The sequence below is a fragment of the Flavobacterium sp. WG21 genome (assembly GCF_000335775.1).
In the GTDB taxonomy this organism is placed as follows: Bacteria; Bacteroidota; Bacteroidia; order Flavobacteriales; family Flavobacteriaceae; genus Flavobacterium; species Flavobacterium tructae.
The window spans coordinates 1-21454 of the sequence record NZ_AMYW01000020.1; the positions used below are offsets into that span (position 1 = coordinate 1).

At 36.0% G+C, this 21454-nt stretch carries 21 protein-coding genes; 5 read left to right on the plus strand and 16 right to left on the minus strand.

The genetic code is table 11. The annotated features are described in order from the left end of the window. Positions 1–27: 27 nt before the first annotated feature. The 15 genes from C245_RS0114365 to C245_RS0114435 form a co-directional block, all read right to left on the minus strand. Positions 28–1887: a peptidase M61 gene (locus C245_RS0114365; protein ID WP_017497300.1), complete on the minus strand. Its 1860-nt coding sequence runs from the start codon at positions 1885–1887 to the stop codon at positions 28–30. A 98-nt stretch (positions 1888–1985) separates the two neighbouring features. Beyond that, the gene (locus tag C245_RS0114370) at positions 1986–2264 is read right to left on the minus strand and encodes a DUF2805 domain-containing protein (RefSeq protein WP_017497301.1); all 279 of its coding nucleotides are present in this window, start codon (positions 2262–2264) and stop codon (positions 1986–1988) included. Positions 2265–2384: 120 nt separating this feature from the next. Continuing rightward, a complete protein-coding gene (locus C245_RS0114375; protein ID WP_017497302.1) occupies positions 2385–3212 on the minus strand; it encodes a sterol desaturase family protein in 828 nt (275 codons plus the stop codon). Positions 3213–3356: 144 nt separating this feature from the next. Next, positions 3357–3599, minus strand: a complete 243-nt coding sequence (locus C245_RS0114380) for a GlsB/YeaQ/YmgE family stress response membrane protein (RefSeq protein ID WP_017497303.1) — start codon at positions 3597–3599, stop codon at positions 3357–3359. Between the two features lie 32 nt (positions 3600–3631). Continuing rightward, entirely contained in the window at positions 3632–4339 is a 708-nt protein-coding gene (gene aqpZ, locus C245_RS0114385; protein ID WP_017497304.1) for an aquaporin Z, read from the minus strand. Between the two features lie 29 nt (positions 4340–4368). Continuing rightward, positions 4369–4725, minus strand: coding sequence for a hypothetical protein (locus tag C245_RS0114390; protein ID WP_017497305.1), 357 nt, complete (start codon positions 4723–4725; stop codon positions 4369–4371). Between the two features lie 85 nt (positions 4726–4810). Continuing rightward, positions 4811–5710 (minus strand): DMT family transporter, encoded by a 900-nt coding sequence (locus tag C245_RS0114395; RefSeq protein ID WP_017497306.1) that lies wholly within the window; start codon positions 5708–5710, stop codon positions 4811–4813. Between the two features lie 211 nt (positions 5711–5921). Further along, positions 5922–7064 carry a peptidylprolyl isomerase gene (locus C245_RS0114400; RefSeq protein WP_017497307.1) on the minus strand — a complete coding sequence of 381 codons (1143 nt, stop codon included), beginning with the start codon at positions 7062–7064 and terminating at the stop codon, positions 5922–5924. A gap of 44 nt (positions 7065–7108) precedes the next feature. Continuing rightward, positions 7109–8185 carry a peptidylprolyl isomerase gene (locus tag C245_RS0114405; protein ID WP_017497308.1) on the minus strand — a complete coding sequence of 359 codons (1077 nt, stop codon included), beginning with the start codon at positions 8183–8185 and terminating at the stop codon, positions 7109–7111. A 16-nt stretch (positions 8186–8201) separates the two neighbouring features. Beyond that, a complete protein-coding gene (gene gldI / locus C245_RS0114410) occupies positions 8202–8843 on the minus strand; it encodes a gliding motility-associated peptidyl-prolyl isomerase GldI (RefSeq protein ID WP_017497309.1) in 642 nt (213 codons plus the stop codon). A 7-nt stretch (positions 8844–8850) separates the two neighbouring features. Beyond that, entirely contained in the window at positions 8851–9855 is a 1005-nt protein-coding gene (locus C245_RS0114415) for a bifunctional oligoribonuclease/PAP phosphatase NrnA (RefSeq protein ID WP_017497310.1), read from the minus strand. 161 nt (positions 9856–10016) lie between these two features. Next, on the minus strand, positions 10017–11273 hold the full coding sequence (locus C245_RS0114420; RefSeq protein ID WP_017497311.1) for a voltage-gated chloride channel family protein: 1257 nt from the start codon (positions 11271–11273) through the stop codon (positions 10017–10019). A 115-nt stretch (positions 11274–11388) separates the two neighbouring features. Beyond that, positions 11389–11772 (minus strand): RidA family protein, encoded by a 384-nt coding sequence (locus C245_RS0114425; RefSeq protein ID WP_017497312.1) that lies wholly within the window; start codon positions 11770–11772, stop codon positions 11389–11391. A gap of 163 nt (positions 11773–11935) precedes the next feature. After that, entirely contained in the window at positions 11936–12241 is a 306-nt protein-coding gene (locus C245_RS0114430) for a chaperone modulator CbpM (protein WP_017497313.1), read from the minus strand. After that, positions 12231–13154 carry a DnaJ C-terminal domain-containing protein gene (locus C245_RS0114435; protein ID WP_017497314.1) on the minus strand — a complete coding sequence of 308 codons (924 nt, stop codon included), beginning with the start codon at positions 13152–13154 and terminating at the stop codon, positions 12231–12233. The genes C245_RS0114430 and C245_RS0114435 overlap by 11 nt, the downstream gene beginning before the upstream one ends. Before the next feature lie 461 nt (positions 13155–13615). Between C245_RS0114435 and C245_RS0114440 the strand changes: the two genes are divergently transcribed. After that, the gene (locus C245_RS0114440) at positions 13616–14329 is read left to right on the plus strand and encodes a hypothetical protein (RefSeq protein ID WP_017497315.1); all 714 of its coding nucleotides are present in this window, start codon (positions 13616–13618) and stop codon (positions 14327–14329) included. A gap of 184 nt (positions 14330–14513) precedes the next feature. Here C245_RS0114440 and C245_RS0114445 read toward each other — a convergent pair whose 3' ends face one another. Further along, positions 14514–15041, minus strand: coding sequence for a hypothetical protein (locus C245_RS0114445; protein WP_017497316.1), 528 nt, complete (start codon positions 15039–15041; stop codon positions 14514–14516). Positions 15042–15286: 245 nt separating this feature from the next. On the opposite strand from C245_RS0114445, the gene guaA reads away from it, so the two are divergent. The 4 genes from guaA to C245_RS0114465 all read left to right on the plus strand — a co-directional run bounded on the left by guaA (position 15287) and on the right by C245_RS0114465 (position 21408). Beyond that, positions 15287–16816 carry a glutamine-hydrolyzing GMP synthase gene (guaA, locus tag C245_RS0114450; protein ID WP_017497318.1) on the plus strand — a complete coding sequence of 510 codons (1530 nt, stop codon included), beginning with the start codon at positions 15287–15289 and terminating at the stop codon, positions 16814–16816. Positions 16817–16878: 62 nt separating this feature from the next. Next, positions 16879–18798 carry a LysM peptidoglycan-binding domain-containing protein gene (locus C245_RS0114455; RefSeq protein WP_017497319.1) on the plus strand — a complete coding sequence of 640 codons (1920 nt, stop codon included), beginning with the start codon at positions 16879–16881 and terminating at the stop codon, positions 18796–18798. 94 nt (positions 18799–18892) lie between these two features. Then, positions 18893–21007, plus strand: a complete 2115-nt coding sequence (locus tag C245_RS0114460) for a LysM peptidoglycan-binding domain-containing protein (RefSeq protein WP_017497320.1) — start codon at positions 18893–18895, stop codon at positions 21005–21007. Next, positions 21007–21408, plus strand: coding sequence for an OsmC family protein (locus C245_RS0114465; RefSeq protein WP_017497321.1), 402 nt, complete (start codon positions 21007–21009; stop codon positions 21406–21408). Before C245_RS0114460 ends, C245_RS0114465 begins: the two co-directional genes overlap by 1 nt. The last annotated feature ends 46 nt before the right edge of the window (positions 21409–21454 follow it).

The following is a 21454-nucleotide window of genomic DNA, read 5'->3' on the forward strand; positions in this document are numbered from 1 at the left end:
GTTTTTTTGTGTTTGAGTCGAAAAGAACTATCCTTTCAACCATGCATTTTTTAGTTTTTCTTTCGAAGCGTCTGTTGCTTTAAAAGTCTCTTTTTCTTCAAACGGAACTTTTACGGTTCCTTTGATCGTTTGTTCAACACCGGCACGTTTTATTTTAATCGTAATTGGATCATTTTCCTTCCAGTTATCACTTTCGCCAATCAAATCATAAATGTTGTCGAAATTGTACGCTTTATCGTTTACGGCAAGAATGATATCGCCTCCTTTAAGATTTAAATTAGTAAAAAACACGTTCAAATCGATATTAGAACGAACATTTATAGCTTTAGTAGCTTTGTCAACTCCAATATAAGGTGCCTGACCTTTAATGAAAACTGGCGCCGGAGCTTTTTCTGAAGCTTTGGCCACACCAACTTTTGCTAAATAAAAGTCATATGGAATAGGAGTGGTTCCTGCCACATATTTGTTTAAGAATTCACCAACCTCAGGATAAGTCAATTCAGTTACTTTGGCAAAAAGTTCGTTATCATTAAATGGTTTTTCAATACCATATTCATTCGATAATTTGTGCATTAGATCCAGGATTCCTCTTTCTCCATTGCTTTTTTCTCTAATGATGATGTCAATACACATTCCAATCAAAGCTCCTTTTTGATATACATTTAAGTATTGATCTTTATAAGGCTGATCCAGTACATTTTTACTCATTACGGTAAATGACATGGTATCGTTTAAACGTTTAGACTGCTCAATTTTATCAGCAATACGGGTGTAAAATTCAGCTTCGTTAATTAGCCCCTGATTGATTTGAAACAGGTTGGCAAAATATTCTGTTACTCCTTCGTACATCCATAAATGCTCCGACATTTTTGGGGCATTGTAGTCAAAAAACTGAATTTCTTTAGAGTGAATGGTTAACGGAGTTACGATGTGAAAAAATTCATGGGAAACTACATCTTTCATTGATTCTACCAGCTTTTCTTTAGGCATAGATTCCGGTAAAACAACTGTTGTAGCCGTTGGGTGTTCCAATGCTCCAAAACCGTGAGCATCATCCTTAGCCATACTTGACAGATACAAAAGAACAGTATACTTTTTGTTGGCATTTACTTTGCCTAAAAAGTTCTTTTGTGCCGTCATCATCGTTTTCATTTCTGGAGTAATGCTTTCGGCTGTAAACTTTCCGGTTGGAGAATAAACGGCGATTAAAATATCCATTCCATTTACGTTGAAAGTCGTATAATCAGGTTTAGAGTACATGATCGGATTTTCGACTAAAACAGCATAGCGGGAAGTGGTAAAAACGTCACTTGTTTTGCTGGCGTCTTCATCTGTCATTGAAGTGGCTCCCCAAAGTGTTTCAGGATGTGTTACTGTAACTTTATAAGGAATTTCTAATTTATCCTGAAAGTAACCTACGAAACCGTGTGTGTTAACTAAGAAATTAACGCCCGCATTGATATTTGTTCCGGCAGGAGAAAATACGTCATCATTTCCAAATCCCGTTCCTTTTTCAGTATCAAAAGTATCTCCTACCCAATAGGTAACTTTTTTTAATTTTTTTGCATCTGAAATAGACCAGGAGTTGTCATCAATCCTTTTTACAGTTAATTCATTTCCTTTGGCATCAAAGGCTTTAAAATCACCTGAAAATTTACCGTAATTATCCGTAGAATAAGTTCCCGGAACCGTTTTTGGGATACTGTAAATTACTTCGTCAGTTTTTATTTGTGGAGGGTTTACCGTTACCAGAACTTTGTCGTCTTTTACATCAACAAGATTAATGTTTACGTCTACAACATTGTTTTTTGCTGTACTGGAGGAACTCCCTGTTTTACAGCTCCAAAGTGTGACTGCAAGCGCTAAGGTGTAAATTATTTTCTTCATTTCTTCATATTTGGTTATCGCTATTTGACACACAAAAGGTAAAAAAGTTACATTTCGATTAAAAATAAAAAAAACTCCTGGATTTCAGGAGTTATATCTTAATCTAGTTTGTTTTTTATATAATATTTGCCATCCAAATCTTCGTCAAAATCGTCTATTTTAACTGGTTTTGGTTTTGGTTTATTTGCAATTGCCTTTTTTTTCCACATCTCAAATTTCTCAAGGGGCATTTTCTTTTTCATGATTTCCAGAATTTCTTTTTCTGCCAATCCAAATTCCTTTTTTATGATTTCAAATGGATTTTTTTCTTCTAAGGCTAACGAAACAATTTTTTCAGTTTGTTCCCAATTCAATTCTTTGCGGTTACTCTTTTTCATCACGTGAAAATTAATTCAAAATAGAGGTTAATGATTAATAGATTGATTTTCAATTTAAGTATCAATATTAATAAAAAAAATAATTAGTTGGTTCGATGAATGCTGTTTTTTTTAATGATTTTAACTGTTTTTTGCGGATCTCGATTTTTGAAACGGTATTTTTAATAGATTTTTCAAATTGTTGTTTTCTTCAACGGCCATGTGGGTATCTACGCCATAAATTATTTTGTCTTTGGGTAAAGTGGTGAAAGTACCAAACAGACGGTCCCAAACCGAAAAAATGTTGCCATAATTACTGTCTGTATACGGCAGAACGTAATGATGGTGTACTTTGTGCATATTGGGAGAAACCATAAAATAACTTAGTAAAGTGTCTAGTTTTTGAGGCAATGCTATATTGGCATGCGTAAACTGTGTAGAAATAACAGACAAGGTTTGGTATAGAAAAACCATCCACATTGGACTTCCGATGATCAAAACCCCAAGAGTTGTAAAGATAAATCGGATAATGCTTTCTCCGGGGTGATGCCGATTTGCGGATGTAGTGTCAATCCAGGTATCGGTGTGATGAACAAGATGAAAACGCCATAAAAATTTGAACCTGTGCTGTACATAATGAGGAGTATAGGCACCAATTAAATCCAGCAATAGCAAACCAATGATGGTGTAAAGCCAAAGTGGTAAAGCGGGTAACCATTGCAATAGTCCAAAGTGGTTTTCAATCGTCCAGTTTGCTGTTTTAATTAAAATAAAAGCTAAAACAAAATTGACAATTATGGTAGTGAAAGTCAGGAAAAAATTGATTCCTGCATGCTGCCATTTTCGATAGTGCATCCGGAACAGGGGAAAGGTATTTTCAATCATCCAAAAAAAGGTAATTCCGCCAACCAGAATTAAGCTTCTGTGGGAGGACGGAATTGTACTGAAATAGGCAATAATATCATTCATAAGGCTATATTAGAGTGATACAAAATAAGGGTGATTCAAATTGTTGAAGAAGACGAATACAGGTAAGTTCTTCCGAAAAAAGAAAAGAGAAAACCGAATAGAAGTATATTTGATTTTCTCTTTTTGATAGTTATAAGCAAAGATTTATGCTTTCTTGATTAAGCTGATTATGAACAGTAAGACCCAGGCTCCTCCAACAGCAATTATAATTTGCCAAAGAAGTCCGCCACCACCGATACCTAATTTACCGGCAATCCAGCCTCCAATAATACCGCCAACAATCCCTACGACGATATTACCTAATAATCCAAAACCTGCACCTTTCCAGATCTGACCTGCAAGCCATCCTGATATTGCACCAATAAGTAAAAAATATAAAAATTCCATATGATAAATTTTTGAGGTTAAAGAGGAGTTGATTAAGCTTCGGCGTGATTTTGCAGTAAGGTTTTATAAATGAAACCTGCTACAATAGCACCCAGAATCGGAGCTGCCCAAAACAGCCAGACTTGAGAAAGTGGCTCTCCACCAACAAAAATGGCCTGAGATAATGATCTTGCAGGATTTACAGAAGTATTGGTAATTGGGATACTGATTAGGTGTATTAAGGTTAGAGCAAAACCAATTGCAACACCGGCAAATCTTCCGTTGGCAAATTTATCTGTAGCTCCTAAAATTACTAATAAGAAAAACAATGTGAGTACAAACTCAGCGATAAAAGCAGATTGCAGGGAATATCCGTCAGGGGAGAAGGCTCCAAAACCATTAGAGGCAAAAGCTCCTGCTTTGGTATTATCAATGGCAAAACCGGCTTTTCCTGATGCAATGGTGAATAAAGTTCCTGCGGCCGCAAGAGCACCAACGCATTGTGCAATTATGTAAGGAATTAAGTCTTTTGCAGGAAATCTGCCGCCTGCCCATAGACCAAAAGAAACAGCAGGATTAAAGTGGCCTCCTGAAATATGTCCTACGGCATAAGCCATTGTAAGTACTGTTAAACCGAAAGCCATTGCAACACCTGCAAATCCGATTCCTAAGTCGGGAATTCCGGCTGCAAAAATTGCGCTTCCACAACCTCCAAAAACCAGCCAAAAAGTTCCAAAAAACTCTGCAAATAATTTTTTCATAATAAATAGTTTTAATTAATAGTTGATTGTTAAAAAGTATATTGGTATGCCCACAAAATCAAAACAATCTGAATGGGCAAGCGTATAAACAAAATCCACTTGGGTAAACCAAAACTTGCTTTTTTATTCTGATACATATAGAGATTGGAAGGGAATACAGCAATTAAAGTAGCTATAATTCCCCATGCACCAAAATGAGAGGTAACAGGAATCAGGAGGAGTATGCCGAAGATGACCTCGGCACCACCACTTAAAATATTTATTAATTTAGGATTTGAAAAAAACGAGGGAATGATCTTAAGGTACATTCCCGGTTTTCTGAAATGATTTAATCCGGCAATAATATAAAGCGAAGCCATTAAATATAAATGCCAGGGTAAATTCATGATAAATAGGATTGTTTATCACGAATTTATAAAAAAATTAACAATTATTGCACTACAAGAGGCTTTTTTTTAGAGTGTTTCTAAATTAGCTGTTCTTGCGTTTGAAATTTACATTCATAATAACAATGGCTAAAATGATCAGAATAATTCCAATCCATTGTGAAAGAATTACTTCTTCATTTAATAAAACGTAGGCCATGGTTACTGAAACTGGCAACTCAAGGGCAGAAACGATACTTCCAAGACCAATTCCAGTTAATGGAAATCCAAGATTCATTAACATTGGAGGAATGATAGTTCCGAATAAAGCCAATATGATTCCCCATTTTGCAAAAATAGCAAGGTTAAAAGGAGTAACCTGTGTTACCAAGGCAAATGAAAATACGATAATGGCACCTCCAAACAGCATGTACAAACTACGTTGTGCCGACGATATATCGGTTGCAACGCGATTGGCTGTAAACATAGTAGTGGTGAAAGAAGCAGCGGCTAACATTCCCCACACAAGTCCTCTCCAGTCCAGTTCGATTTCGTTGTGTAGAATATTAGTGGCTAAAACAGTACCAATAAGAACGATAAATACTGAAAAAACTTTTTGTTTGGAAGGTAATTTCTTTTCTAAGATCATTTCAAGTAAAACTCCTATCCAGACTGTTTGCATTAGTAAAACGATACCAATTGAAACAGGGATGTATTTTACTGCCAAATAATAAAACAAACTCGTCATTCCTAATGAAGTACCGGCAAGCATTAAGCTGAATATGTTTTTTGGAGTTGCTTTCACAACATTGTCTTTATGTTTTAGTTTTTGGAATGTATTGATTAGTAAAATACCAATGATTCCTAATACAAATTGAGAGGTAGTTACTTCGGCAGTAGTATATCCTTCTGTGTAGGCCATTTTTACGAAAGTGGCTAACATTCCATAAGTTGTAGCTCCTAAGGCTACTAAAAATACTCCTTTTAATACATTGTTTTGTGACATCTTAATCTGTTTATTTTAAAAAATTTAAGCCGGCAAAGGTAAGCTATTTTGTTTAGGATTTAATAGAAAATATTGAGAAACGTTGTGATTGCGTTTATTTCGTTCTTTTTGTGAGGTTTAAAATTGAAGATTTGACAGGATGGTATAAAATAAAAAACCACCATGAAATACATCGTGGTGGTTGCTTTTAAGTCCGGTAAGGTATTTTGAATTACTTTACGGGCTGTTCTTTATAAGTTTCGATTTCAAAGATTAAAGTGGCGTTTGGCGGAATTACACCTCCAGCACCTTTTTCTCCGTAAGCCAGATTAGAAGGAAGGAAGAATATAGCTTTTTCTCCATCTGTCATCATGTCTAAAGCTTCAATAAAACCAGGAATCATTCCGTCTTTTTTACCTACAACAAAAGGGAACGCTTTGTATCCTTTTTGGGCATCGCGGTTGGCATCGTATTTACCGTAAGCTTTTGCTACGGTAGCGATACTACTGTCAAAAAGATTTCCATCTTCAAAATATCCTGCATAGTGAAAGTAAATGTTAGATCCTTCAGCTCCTTTAACGCCTGTTCCTTTTTGTGTAACAGCATATTTTAAACCGGAAGCTGTTGTAGTAGCTTTCGCTTTTGTAGCGGCAAAATAAGCTGCTTTTTGAGTGATTACTTTTTGAGATTCTGCTTTTTTTGCCTCCTGAGCTTTAGCATCTTCAGCAATTACTTTTACAGGATCAAATTTTTTGGCTGCAGCACCTTTGCGTGTAATGGTAATTTTTGTCATGATATCGTCCTGAACAATTTTATTTACATTGTCTATTCCTGAAACCACATGACCAAAAATAGTATGTTTACCATTTAACCATGGTGTATCTTTGTGTGTGATAAAAAACTGACTTCCGTTTGTAGCCGGACCAGAATTGGCCATTGCCAGAACTCCGCCTTTTTCAAATTTTAAATCTTCTACAAATTCATCTTTAAATGCATATCCCGGACCTCCTGAACCATTTCCGTCAGGATCTCCACCCTGAATCATGAAATCATTGATTACTCGGTGAAATTTCAATCCGTCGTAAAAAGGTTTACCTTTAAGTTTTTCCACTTTAACGTTTGGGTTCGTTCCTTCTGCCAACGAGATAAAGTTAGCTACAGTTACTGGTGTTTTTACATATTCTAAAGAAACCACAATATCTCCTTTTGTGGTGGCTATTGTAGCAAAAATACCTTCGCCAGGATTGGCTTTAGGGGCTATTTTTGCTGCTGTCGCTGCCGTTTTTGGCTTTGCTTTAGCAACTGGTTTTTTGGTAGCCTGAGCCTGAATATTTACAACTGCCAGGCAAAATAAAAATAGAAATTTAAACTTCATGTTGTTCCGAATTTAAGTCTATGATGGTTTTTCTTTAAAAAAAATTATTGTGGTTTTTCTAATAATTGAATTTCGAAAATAATATTAGCATTTGGTGGAATTACTCCGCCAGCACCTGTTGCTCCGTAAGCTAAATGTGCAGGAATAAAAAGTACTGCTTTGTCTCCAAATGAAAGTTGTTCAATTCCTTCAATAAAACCAGGAATCATTCCGTCTTTACGACCTGCCTGGAAAGGAATTGGCTGGTATCCGTGTGCTTCGGCTCTTGCAGCATCAAATTTTCCGAAAGCTTTATTAACTTCTTCTACACTTGAATCAAATAAAGTACCATCTTCTAAGAAACCGGAGTAATTGATATACAATTGAGCTCCTGTAGCCGGTTTTTTACCTGTTCCTTTTTCAGTGATTACAAATTCTAACCCTGAATTGGTTTTGGTCGCTTTGGGTTTGATAGAAGCTAAATACGCTACTTTTTCTTTTTGTACGCCCGCGTATTTCCCTTTTTCTTTAGCAATTTCAGAGAAATAATCGTGAAATACTTTTATAGCGTCAAACTTTTTGGCAGCTTCACCGTTTCTGATAATTTTTACCGAAACAATTTTATCGTCTTGTTTGATCTGATTAACAACTTCCTGTCCTTTTTCAACCACATGACCAAAAATAGTGTGTTTTCCGTCTAACCATGGAGTCTCAACATGTGTGATGAAGAACTGACTGCTGTTTGTAGCCGGACCATTGTTTGCCATTGCTAAAACACCGGCTTTGTCAAATTTTAAATCGGTGATCTCATCTTTAAATCGGTATCCTGCATCACCTGAGCCAGTTCCTTCAGGATCTCCGGTCTGAATCATAAAATTTTCAATCACTCTGTGAAATTTCAATCCGTCGTAAAAAGGCTTTCCTTTTAGGTAATCTTTAGTAACAAACTCGCTTTTACCTTCGGCTAAGGTTACAAAATTAGCTACGGTAACAGGTGCTTTTTTATAATCCAATTCAACAATAATGTGTCCTTTATTGGTTTCAATATCCGCATATAAACCATCAGGCAGGTTGCTGTGTTCGTCTTTACAAGAGAATAATGAACTAACGGCAAGTAATACTAGTAGAATACTTTTTTTCATTTTTAAAAGGTTGTTTTTATGGGTTTAAGGTATCTTTTTTAGTTTGAGCTACAGTTTTAGGAGCTGTTGTTTTAGGGGTTTGTGCCGCTGTAGTTGTTGGATTAGCAGCTGGATCCGGTACAAAGTTGCGAAGTGTAACAGTGCACATTAAGGATTGATTGGGTCCTATTTTTTTATTGTCTCCGTGATATCCGTAGGCGATATGCGAAGGGAATAAGAAAGTCACGGTTTCGTTTTTATGCATCATTTTTATACCGTCGCGTAATCCCATCATAATGTCTTGCTTGTCTACATAATAGGTCTGCGGACCAAGATCGGCTTCAGAATAGATTATTTTGCCATTGATATCTTTTACTTCCAGGTTAAAATAAGCAATATCTCCTTTTTTAGGAGTCTGGAGATCAGTTTCATTTCGTTCGTCATAATACAGCCAGTATCCTTTTCGGGTGGCGTAGTATTTTGTTTTCGGATTGCTTTTGATTATTTTTTTAATAACATCCTCTTCATTGGCTACTAATTTTTTATTTCGATCGGCTGATTTTTTCATAAAAGTACCGGAGGCCTGAGAAATAGGTCTTCTGGCATCTTCATGTTGTTTACAGCTAACCAATAAAACAGCAAAAAGTAGGGCGCAACTGCTTCGTTTTAAGTAGTTCATATTTGGGTTATATTTCTAATTTGTTTACTAAATCTTCAAATTTTTTCAAAGTTTCTTCCATTGAAGTCTCTGATTTTCCTCCCGCTGCATTACTGTGTCCGCCACCATTAAAATGATCTCTGGCAAACTGGTTTACGTCAAAACCTCCTTGTGAACGGAAAGAGATTTTAATGATTTTCTCGTCTTTATTTTCGATAAAAATAGCAGTAAAAACAATACCTTTTATACTTAATCCGTAATTAACAATACCTTCTGTGTCGCCTTTTACATATTGGAATGCGTCCAGTTCGTCCTGAGTAAGCGAAGTATAAGAGGTTTTGTGTTCTTCCAGAACTTTCATGTTTTGTAACGCACGTCCTAACAATTGCAAACGGCTGTAAGAACTGTTGTCGAACAACAAAACGGGTATTTGAGTATTTTCGACACCTAAATCGATTAGTTCAGCAATGATACGGTGTGTATTTCCTGTTGTTCCCGGAAAGCGGAACGAGCCCGAATCCGTTAATATTCCTGTGTAGATACAAGTGGCGATGGTTTTGTCTAAATCTTCTTTTTTGCCTAAGAAAGAAATAAAATTATAGACCATTTCGCAGGTAGATCCAAACGAGGTATCAGAGTAAGTATAAAGCGCATAATCATCCGGTTTCTGATGATGGTCGATCATAATAAACGGAGCGGTTAGCTTCACAAGAGTATGTTCCATCTCACCTGTACGATGAAAAGCATTAAAATCCAGTGTAAAAATAAGCTCAGCTTCTTCTAATATTTTGGTGCAGTTTTCAGTATCTTTTTCAAATATTTTAACCTTTTCAGAACCTGGAAGCCAGGCTAAAAAATTAGGAAAATCATTAGGAGCAATTACTGTTGGCTGATGATTGTTTTTTAATAAAAAATGGTATAACCCTAAGGTTGAACCCATAGCATCGCCGTCAGGTCCTCTATGAGGAATGATGGCAATTTTCTTTGGGGTTGCGAGTAATAATTGTATCGCTTGAATGTCTTGTATTTTCATAGTGTGCGAATTTACATTTTTTTAATGTAATGCTGAAATCATTTTTTATAAGTTAATTGTGCTGAGTTCAAAGTCGAAAGTCCAAAGACGAAAGTTCAAATTCCAAATTCCAAATTCCAGAGTCGAAAGCCTAAAGCCTAAAGCGTAAAGCTTATAGCGTACTAGAGGTTTTCCAGTTCTTTTCGCTGTAGTCTCTGATATAACTTATACTTCGCTCCTTTAACAATTTGTGATTTGTAAATTCCAACAGAACCGGAGGAGAAATACGCTATAACGCATGCAATGGCGATGAACAATCCAGGCTGAATTCCAAAAAGTTCCATTCCCATAATGGTACAGGCAATAGGAGTATGCGTGGCTCCTGAAAACACTGCGACAAATCCCAAACCCGCTAAAAAAGCAATGGGTAATGGAATCACCAGAGACAAAGCACTCCCTAAGGTAGCTCCTACAAAGAACAATGGAGTGACTTCGCCACCTTTAAATCCTGCGCCGAGAGTAAATCCGGTGAATAGAATTTTAAGCAGAAAATCGTACCAGAGATTAGCATTTGTAAAGGAATCGACAATTACCGGAACTCCCAAACCAGAGAATTTTGTGAGTCCGAAACCAGCAATGGCAATAGACAAAACAATTCCGCCAATAAAAGGACGGAGTGGAGGATATTTGATGTTTTTGGAGAAAAGGGAACCCCAGAAATGGGTGCTTCTCGAGAAAAGCAGAGCTGCAAAACCGGACAAAAGACCGATTAAAATGACATAACATAAAGTGGTTAGACTAATTTCAGGAACAACGGGAATGTTGTAATGGGTATGTTTTACCTGCCAGAATTCGACAGTGAAATAAGCAGCATAGGCGACTAAGAAGGAGAGAAGAATACTTTTGAAATTAATTTTACTGAAATACAGAACCTCCACAGCAAAAATCGCTCCTGCAAGCGGAGTTCCAAAAACAGAGGCAAAACCGGCACTGATTCCGAGGATAATGAGAGCTCTGCGTTCGGTATTATCTAAATTGAAAAGCTTAGTAAATTGATCGGCGATAGCACCGCCCATTTGTACTGCTGTGCCTTCACGCCCTGCTGAACCTCCAAATAAATGGGTTAGTAAGGTTCCTAAAAGCACTAGAGGAGCCATTTTAAAAGGAATGACTTTTTTTGGGGTTTCGTATTCTTCGAGCAATAAATTATTGCCTTTTACAACAGATTCTCCCCAGTAATGATAACTAAATCCTACTAATAATCCACCAAAAGGTAAAAGCCAGATTAGCCAGTCGTGCTGAATTCTAAATTGCGTAACCCATTCAAGTGAAACTAAGAAAAGTGCAGAAGCAGATCCGGACAAAATACCGATCAAAACGCATATTAAAATCCATTTGAAAGTGGTCAGTAGTAGTTCTTGTAGTCTTTGAGAGGTCATTAAATATTGTAAGAAAAATTTTCGCCACGAATTTCACGAATTTTATCGAATTAAAACATTTTTTTAACGTTATAAATTGTTAAAATAGAAAAGTCGTGAAATTCGGCCCGAAAAATTATTGAACAACAGCTGTAAACTCAATTTCAACTAAATATTCGGGAGCAACCAGTTTGCTGATTTCATAGAACCCGGTTGTTGGTTTTACATCTTTAAAAAAGGAAGAATGTGCTCTTGCTACTTCTTCAAAAGTCGAAATATCAGTAGTGAAAATTCGCGTTCTGATCACATCTTTCATTCCAACATTTAAATCTTCTAAAACTTTTTCCACACGTTCCAGGATGTTGTAGGTTTGAGCGTAAGCGTCATTAGCTTTTACCTTTTCACCATCAACAATAGCTACAGTTCCTGAAACTTCAATGATGTTGCCAATTCTTACGGCACGACAATATCCCATTTTGTCTTCCCAAGGAGATCCTGTTAAGATGTTTTCTCTTTTCATTTCTTTTGGTTTATTGAATTTACTTCTTTGTTTTTAAGGCAAATTCGGATTGGTTAATAGAGTCGCAATTTATAAAATATGCCAATGAAAAAGAGTACGATTGAATTGAAATCATTTCGGAATTCCTTCTTTTTTGTGATATTTTAGAGCGTCAAATTATTCTTTACTCGATTTGATGCTGTTCGTAGAGACGAAGTTTATTTTGGGTAGCAGTAAGGTCTTGCTGCAATCCTTCGATTTTGCTCAATAAGTTTGCGATTACATCCAGGCCTTCAAGATTAATTTTCAAATCATAATGAAGACGTATCATTTTCTCAACAGTTGGTAATTGTTCCGGTTGGAAATATTCGTCTTCTTCAAGTAGTATAATTTTTACCAAACCGTAATTATGCAACTCCGTTATAAAGGTGTTCTCAATTTCGTGATACACGCAAAATTGTTTAATATGGATTAAGTTTTTACTGCTCATGATTTCTTAGTTTAGCTAGTTCTTCAAATAATTCTTTTTCTTTGGCAGACAGTTGGGTTGGGATTTTTATAGTGTAAGTAATGTATAAATCACCAAACTGATTTTCTTTTTTGTATACCGGAAAGCCTTTGCCTTTTAATTTTACTTTAGTTCCGGGCTGAGTTTCGGCCGGGACTTTTATTTTTACTTTTCCGTCAAAAGTCTTTACGAAAATTTCTCCACCTAAAATAGCGGTGTATAAATCCAGTTCAACATCGGCATATAAATTATGGCCTTCCCGTTTAAAATCGGAATCATTATCAATTAAAAAAGTGATGTATAAATCGCCATTTGGACCACCATTTGCGCCGGGTGCACCATGATTTGGAATTTTGATAATCTGTCCGTTTTCGACTCCGGCCGGAATGGTGATTCGGATATTTTTTCCGTTAACACTTAGATTCTGTTTGTGAGTCGTGTAAGCGGATGCTAAATCTAACTGTAATTCGGCATTAAAATCCTGACCTCTGTATTTTGCCTGACCTCTGGAACTTCTCCCTGAAGAGCCGTACATAGAATTGAAGAAATCAGAGAAATCACTTTCGGAAAAGTTTCCGCCACCAAAATCAGTGTAGCCTTGATTGCCTTGCTGTTGTCGGGAATATTGCTGTTGGTTAGGATCGTAACCTGCTTTTTCAAATTCATCAGCATGTTTCCAGTCTTTTCCGTACTTGTCGTATTTTTTACGATTTTCGGGATTGCTTAAAACTTCGTTAGCCTCATTTATTTCTTTGAATTTTTTCTCCGCTTCCTTGTCATTGGGGTTTAAATCAGGATGGTATTTTCGTGCCAGTTTTCGATACGCCTTTTTAATTTCAGCTTCAGTTGCAGATTTTGTGATTTCTAATACTTTGTAATAATCAATATAATCCATGGATTGAAAATTTAATAAATTAGCTATTTCGACAGGTGTTTTAAACAGCCGGAACAGAGGTGTGTTTTTTGATTTATTATTCTAAATTGAAAAATAATCGAAGTTCCGAGGTGTCCGATTTACGATATGAGTTTAATTTTTAGTATCTCTCTTTGAAAGATTGAAGTTAGGAATAAGTTGCTAATTATCAAAACGATGTTTTTCAAATATTAAAAAAATAACATTTACATAGTTTCAGAAGTCCCTCGATTGATTTGCAATATTAGAATTTGGAATTTGGAATTTTGAGTTTGGGATTTAGAATTTGCAGTTTTTGGCAGGTTTTTTGATTCCAAAAAAAGGCATAATATAGTGTTATAAAAGTCTTAAAGTTGTAGTGCTTAACTATATTATATTATTTTTGTGATTCCAGATCCCGATTTTAAAGTAAACATAAAAGCCGATTCGATAATACTTTTTCAATGAAACACATTTTATTCTTCATATTATTTTTTACTGCTGTTACCGTATCGGCGCAAAAGGAATTTGGAACTAAATTCAAGCCTATTGCAGCACCTAAATTTGGGGCAAAACCCAAAAAGACTCCAATTCCGGAAATAAAAGACCCTCAGGGTGAAAATCTGGACATGCCGGGGATTAAAACACCTAATGTTTTTGACAATACCAGTATTACTCCAAAATCTCAATTTCAGATCGGGGCAGAGAAAAGCAAGTTTACCATGTCTACCGAAACTGATTTTGCCAATCCGGGAGATCGTTACGTGCCCAAAATGGAGAAAGATTTAGACAAAGCTTTAAGAGATGCCGGTTTGAAAGAAGGACGCGGAACATTAATAAAAAGAAATATCTCTTTGGGGGATTTTAGAACAAAATCACAATATTTCATTGTAAAACTAAGAGACTTTGGAGCCATTGATGGTGATTTGGTCAAAGTTTCGTCAAATGATGCCGTAATTGCCAGTCAGATATTATTGGGGTCCAATTTTAAAGAAGTAAAAATAAACCTCGCAGCAGGGTTTAATAAATTAGATTTTGAAGCTCTAAATATCGGTACATTGGGCGGAAACACTGCAGAAATCCAAGTCTACGATGATAAAGGACAATTGGTAACCAATGATTACTGGGATAACCTTGCCGCAGGATTTAAGGCTTCGATTGTTGTGACAAAAGAATAGTTTTTTAAGGTACTAAGGGGCTTAGATGCTAAGGTTCTAAGTTTTTAATAAATAATAACTACGTGATTATTGGGGTAACCTCAAAGCAGTTTTTTTGAGATTTTAAGGGATTAAGCAACTAAGGTTCCAAGTCTTTCTAAAAAGAACTTAGAACCTTAGCATCTCAGAACCTCAGAACCTTTTTCTAAAATGGATCTGCTGTCACTCTAAATTTCATTTCTGCTTTTACAGTTACATCTTTAGTAAGCGTTTCTTTCAAAGTAACTTTTGTTCTGATTTTGTATTTATCTGCTTTAATGTATTGATCCAGTCTTGCATCGGTACAAATCAAATCGATGCTGTTGGTGGAGGCATTGATATTATCCTGATACGCAAGTTCTATTTCATCAGAATCTGTCGTAGAAATATACAAATGAACCGATTTTAAAAACGTAAATGTTTTATCGGTTGGATTTGTGATCATTAGTTTAAGCGATTTCAGTTTAACATCTTTTACTAAACTGGCTTTGGTTTTATTGTTCTCAAACTCGGCAGAAGAATTTGTAGTGACATCGGGAGTGATAATTTCCGAAGGCAAATTGATAGGGGAAGTACTCTTTATCTGGATCGAAGTTTCGTTTGAAATCGTAAAAGTCAATAAATTATCTACAGCATCACAAGAGCTTAAAAACAAAGACAAAAAGAGAGAAAGGGCAATTAATTTTGATTTCATAGTTGAATTTTAATTTGGGTTTTTCGTTACGTACGAAATAAATTGGTTTTTGGATTTTTTTATTTACAGGTTCAAAGATGCAAAGGTTCATAGGAACAAAGCAAATGTTTTTCTTAATTTTAGTAAACCTTTGAATCTTTGTTGCTTTGAGTCTTTGCGCCTCTAAAATCAGAACGTTGAAAAAAAATATTTATTTTTTCGGCGTTCTGATTTTTCAAATTCGAATATAAAAAGTACTTTTGCGCATGCAACACAACGTACTTATTTTAGATTTCGGATCGCAATATACTCAGCTTATTGCGCGTAGAGTTCGCGAATTAAATATATTCTGCGAAATTTTCCCTTACAATCACTTTCCTAGTGATTTATCACCTTATAAAGCCGTAATTTTAGGAGGAAGTCCTTTTTCTGTTCGTGCAGAAGATGCTCCACATCCTGATTTATCTCAAATTCGAGGCAAGCTTCCAATGTTAGCAGTTTGTTACGGAGCACAATACTTAGCTCATTTTAGTGGAGGTGAAGTAGCAGCTTCGAACACCAGAGAATATGGAAGAGCTAATTTGTCTTATATTAAAGAGAATGAAGTTTTCTTCAACGGAGTTTCTGAAAACAGCCAGGTTTGGATGAGCCATAGTGATAGTATCAAAGCTTTACCAACCAATGCTGTAAAATTAGCAAGCACACATGATGTAGAATTTGCCGCTTATAAAATTGAAGGTGAAACTACTTATGCTATTCAATACCATCCTGAAGTTTTTCACTCTACTGATGGATCAAAAATGCTGAAAAACTTTTTAGTAGATATCGCTGATGTTCCTCAAAACTTTACACCAGGAGCTTTCGTAGAAGAAATGGTAGCGGAGTTGAAAGAGAAATTAGGAAATGATAAAGTGGTTTTAGGATTGTCAGGAGGAGTAGATTCTACTGTTGCTGCAGTGCTATTAAACAAAGCAATTGGGCAAAATTTATATTGCGTTTTTGTTAATAATGGACTTTTGCGTAAAAACGAATTCGAAAATGTATTGAATCAATACAAAGGAATGGGATTGAACGTAAAAGGAGTAGATGCAGGCGATCGTTTTCTGTCAGAATTAGCAGGAATCAGTGATCCTGAAACTAAACGTAAAACAATTGGCCGTGTATTTATCGAAGTTTTTGATGATGAATCGCATTTAATCGAAGATGTAAAATGGCTGGCGCAGGGAACTATTTATCCTGATGTAATTGAGTCAGTTTCGGTAAAAGGACCATCGGCAACGATCAAGTCGCACCATAACGTAGGTGGATTGCCGGATTATATGAAATTAAAAATTGTAGAACCACTTCGAATGCTGTTCAAAGACGAAGTTCGAAGAGTGGGAGCTACTTTAGGAATAGATCCTGAATTATTAGGAAGACACCCTTTCCCGGGACCAGGCTTATCAATTAGAATTTTAGGAGATATTACTCCGGAAAAAGTTCAGATTCTGCAAGATGTGGATGCCGTTTTTATCGACGGATTAAAATCATGGGGATTGTATGACAAAGTTTGGCAGGCAGGAGCAATCTTGCTTCCGGTAAACAGCGTTGGTGTAATGGGCGATGAGCGTACTTACGAAAAAGTAGTAGCGCTTAGAGCTGTAGAATCAACAGATGGTATGACGGCCGACTGGGTTCATTTACCGTATGATTTCTTAATGAAAGTGTCTAACGATATTATCAATAAAGTAAAAGGCGTGAATCGTGTGGTTTACGATATCAGCTCAAAACCACCAGCAACAATTGAGTGGGAATAGTACTATTTTTTAAAATTAAGGCGTTACATTTGTAACGCCTTAATTTTTTAAACCTACTATTTATGAGAGAATTTTTAACGATTTCTCTTGTGTTTGTTTTGTCTTTTAACAAAATAACTGCGCAAGATTCAATTATTGAGCATCGGATTCAAAAGGGGGAAACTACTTACTTTATTGCCCAAAAGTACAAGGTTTCAGTAGAAGAAATTTACAAACTTAACCCCGAATCACAAAACGGAATCAAAGACGATCAGACGATCAAGATTCCTGTTCATTCCTCTGAAAAACCAAATTCCAGTCAGCAGATTATTCATGTTGTTGGCGCAAAAGAAACTCTTTTTGGTTTAGCAAAACAGTATAACATTTCGGTGGAAGCTCTTCAGGATGCCAATCAGGCGATTCTTACCAACGGACTTCAGATTGGTCAGCAACTAATTATTCCGCAAGGTTCCGGAGATCTTTCTCAAACTGAAAGTACAATTTCTTCAAAAGTCAGCCATCAGGTTGTGGCAAAAGAATCTTTATTTAGTATTGCGAGACAGTATAATGTTTCGGTTTTGGATTTGGAAAATGGAAATAAAAATCTTCTTCAAAATGGATTGCAAGTTGGACAGACTATTGCGATTCCGAATAAACGAAAAACTTTAGACGGACGAGTTCGTGTCATCAATCAGGAAACTGTTTTTCATGTGGTCGAGCCTAAAGAAACGAAGTTTTCGATCGCTAAAAAATATGGAATTTCGATTGATCAGCTGGAATCGCAGAATCCTGAAATCGTAAACGGACTGATTGTTGGAAATAAGCTGGCCATTAATACAAAAGGTGTAAAGCCGACAAATGAAAGCGAAGAACTGATGATTGCTCTGGCCGAAAAGCAGGTAGTGGTGGAAAAAACAAAAGCAAAAACAGTTGAATTGGAAGATTTGAAAGACCGTTTGGTTGTTCAGAAAGAAATGAATCAGAAAATTATAAAAATTAATGATTTGAAAATCAATCTGAATGATATGAATGGCTCAAAAGAAAATTCAGTTGAAAAATTGCGATTGGTACTGGAAGCTAATAAAAATGTGCAGGATGTTTTAATGGCGAAACTGGATTCGCTGGTTCGTACGATGAATGATGATCTGGTCGATTTGAAAAGACTGGATATTTTAAATGTTGACGAATCAAAAAGACTGGAAAAACAATCTTACGAAAGTATTGGGAAAACGAATGAATTATCATCTCAGTTAAAAAAAGAGTTGGCAGAAAACCGAAAAGTCTATGCCGGTTTAATGCATAAAGTCGAAAAAATCGCTGTAGCTGAAAACCAGGAATACAAGAAAAAAATCCGGGAAAGCGAAAAAAATAATAATCCGGTTTCATTGCAACAGCGCCTTTCATTGGAAGAAATAAAGCAGTACAAAATAGAGCAGGAGCAGGGTGACGCTAAGAATCAGCTCTTGATTGCTAAAATTGACTCACTGGATAATCAGAAGAAGATCGAAGTGAAGAGACACATTAGTAAAGCATCCTACTATAGTATGGAAGCCCGAAATTTTGATGATAAAGTGGCTTTGCTGAAATTGAAAAAGTATCAGGATCAGGCGATTAAAAATCAGAAAAAAAATGGATTCATTGGCGATTCAAAAATTATCTCATCGGAAGAAATGAAACAGGAGTTAAAAGAAAATCCGCTTAAAAGGGACAAAACGATAAAGGTGGAAGTTTTTGATAATCTTCGCGAAGTTTCAAACGGCTATTACTTAGTTTTGGGTATATTTACAGACGCAACGCTAAGGGATAAGCTCATTATGAAACTCATTGATTCCGGCGATTTTAACGCCAGTTTCTTTTTTAATATTAATAGTCTTTCGTACTATGTGTACTCCGATAAGTACCAAAATATGGAAGAAGTACTATATCAATGCAAGAAAAAAGAGGAAGATGAGTTATATAAAGAGGTGAGTATTGCTAAGGTCGAGATTGATCTTAGGGAATAAGCAATGCAGAAAAAACAAGTGGCAGGGATTTTGTTTTACAGAGAATTTTGTAACTTGTTTTTGAATTAGGAATTAAATTGTTTTAAGCTTTATTATGAAATATTATTCAACATTATTGTCTCTGATTTTTTTTGCAACCAGTTCCGCATTTTCACAAGAAAAGGTGGTTAAATATACGGTTTCAAGCGGAGAAACTATTAACCAGATTGCTGTTAAATTTAAGGTTACGCCTTATGATATTTATTCCCTAAATCCGGATGCCAGAAATGGAGTAAAACCCAATACCGTTTTATTGATTCCGACAAGCGGTGCTAAAACAGCAGTTAAAAATGATGTTGCTCCGGTGAAAAGTTCAAATTCAGGAAAAACGATTACACATGAAGTACAGCCAAAAGAAACTTTGTTTGGAATTGAGAAAAAATATAATGTTACGGATGAAGCTTTAAAAGCAGCTAATCCTTTTTTGGTGAAAGATGGTTTGCAGATTGGACAAACTCTTGAGATTCCGTCAAAAGGAGGTGCGGTGAAAACAACTGTTTCAACTTCAGCGAAACCGAAGTCGGCAGCACCGGAAAAGTATGTTTACCATGATGTGGTAGCAAAAGAAACTAAATTTTCAATTGCAAAACAATATGGAATGACTGTTGACGAATTAGAAAAGCGAAATCCTCCAATTGTTTCCAACTTACCGGTTGGGTATCGTCTGACAATAAAAGGAACTGCTCCTAAAGTAGAAACTTCTGCTCCGCCTGTGGCTGCTGTTGTAAAACCGGCTGAAACAAAAAAAGCAGTGGAAACTTCGAAAAAAGCAACTTCTTATATGGAGTATCAGGTGAAACCAAAAGAAACTTTTTATAGTTTAACACATACTTTTCATATTACTCAGGAAGAATTAACAGCATTGAATCCGGCCCTTTCCGAAGGTGTAAAAGAGGGAATGGTTTTAAAAGTTCCGGCTGGATACGTGGCACCAACACCAATTATCGTACACCAACAGCCTGCTGAAAAAGAAGTTGAAAAAACGATTGAAAAGACCATTGAAAAGCCAGTTGAAAATACGGGAGGCATTAAAGTGGTAGATAAGGTAAAATCTGAAACTGTTTCCGCTAATCCGGAAGTGGTGGAACTGACTAAAAAAAGAGGGGAGAACGAACGTAAGAAATTAGTTTTATTATTGCCATTCAATTTAGCGAAAATGCAGGGGGATACTATCAGTGCAGCCAGTCGAATTAAGAGTGATAAATTCCTGAACATGACACTTGATTTTTATTCGGGAGCTTTAATGGCAATCGATTCAGCAAGAACTTTAAAGCTGCCAATCGATGTTGCAATTTATGATTCTCAGGAGACAAAAAATAGTTCTAATGTTTCAGGTTTAATGGCTCAGAATAAATTGCAGGATGCCAATGCTGTAGTGGGACCTTTTTATCAAAGTAATGCCGAATCTACTGCTAATACATTGCGTTTGTATAATATTCCTGTGATTTCTCCATTATCAAAAGACAAAGCCAACCCAATTGATAATTTGTATCAGACGATTCCATCAAACGATGTGGTGCGAAATGCCGTTTTTGATTATATGAGAGGGAAGAATGGAAACATCGTTGCAGTTGTAGACAAAAAGAAAGAATCAGTGATCAGTTATATCAAACAAAACCAAAAAGGAGTTGTGTTTGCTAATCTGACTGAAACCGGAGCTCTGGATGTGGCCAATTTAAAAAGTTTGTTATTGCCTAACAGAATGAACTATGTAGTTATGGAATCGGCCAATACAGCAATGGTTAGAACGACTATAAAAGCTTTGACAGATGCTCAAAAAACCTGTCAGATACAGTTGGTTGTTTTAGAGCCAAACAATACACTGGATTCGGATGAGATTAGTTTTGACAGTTTAATTAAGCTGAAATTGATGTATCCGTCCGTTACCCGTGATAGTGATGAACAGTCTGTTTTGATTTTTGAAAAAGAGTACCGATTGAAAAATAAAGTAAATCCAAATACCTATGCTACAAGAGGATTTGATGTTACTTTTGATACCATGATGCGTTTGGTTCAGGGAAAAACCTATCAGGAAACAGCCGATTTAATGACAACTGAACAGGTTGACAACAAATTTCAATTTTACAAAAAAGAGGATGGAGGACACGCCAACAAAGGTGTTTACATCTTATATTACGATAATGATTTAACTTTAAAAGTAGCAAATTAATGACATCAAAAGTAACCTATTTAGGCGATTTAAGAACAAAATCAATCCATGTGCAATCCGGAAGTGAAATCATTTCGGATGCGCCTGTAGACAATAACGGAAAAGGAGAAGCTTTTTCTCCCACAGATACTGTTGCCAATGCTTTAGCAAGTTGTATGATGACGATTATGGGAATTAAAGCCCGTGACCTGAATGTAAATTTAGTCGATTCAACTGCCGAAGTAACGAAGATTATGAATGCAGAACCGAGACGTATTGGAGCCATCGAAATTGCTTTTGAAATGAAAGGGGATGCCGATGAGAAAAGCAAAACCATTTTGGAACGCGCTGCAATGACATGTCCGGTGTTTTTAAGTCTGAACCCTGAAATTGAAAAGAAAATTACTTTTAACTGGAAGTAATTTAAAATCCAATATTTTAAAATTTTAAATCCCAAATTCCAATTTT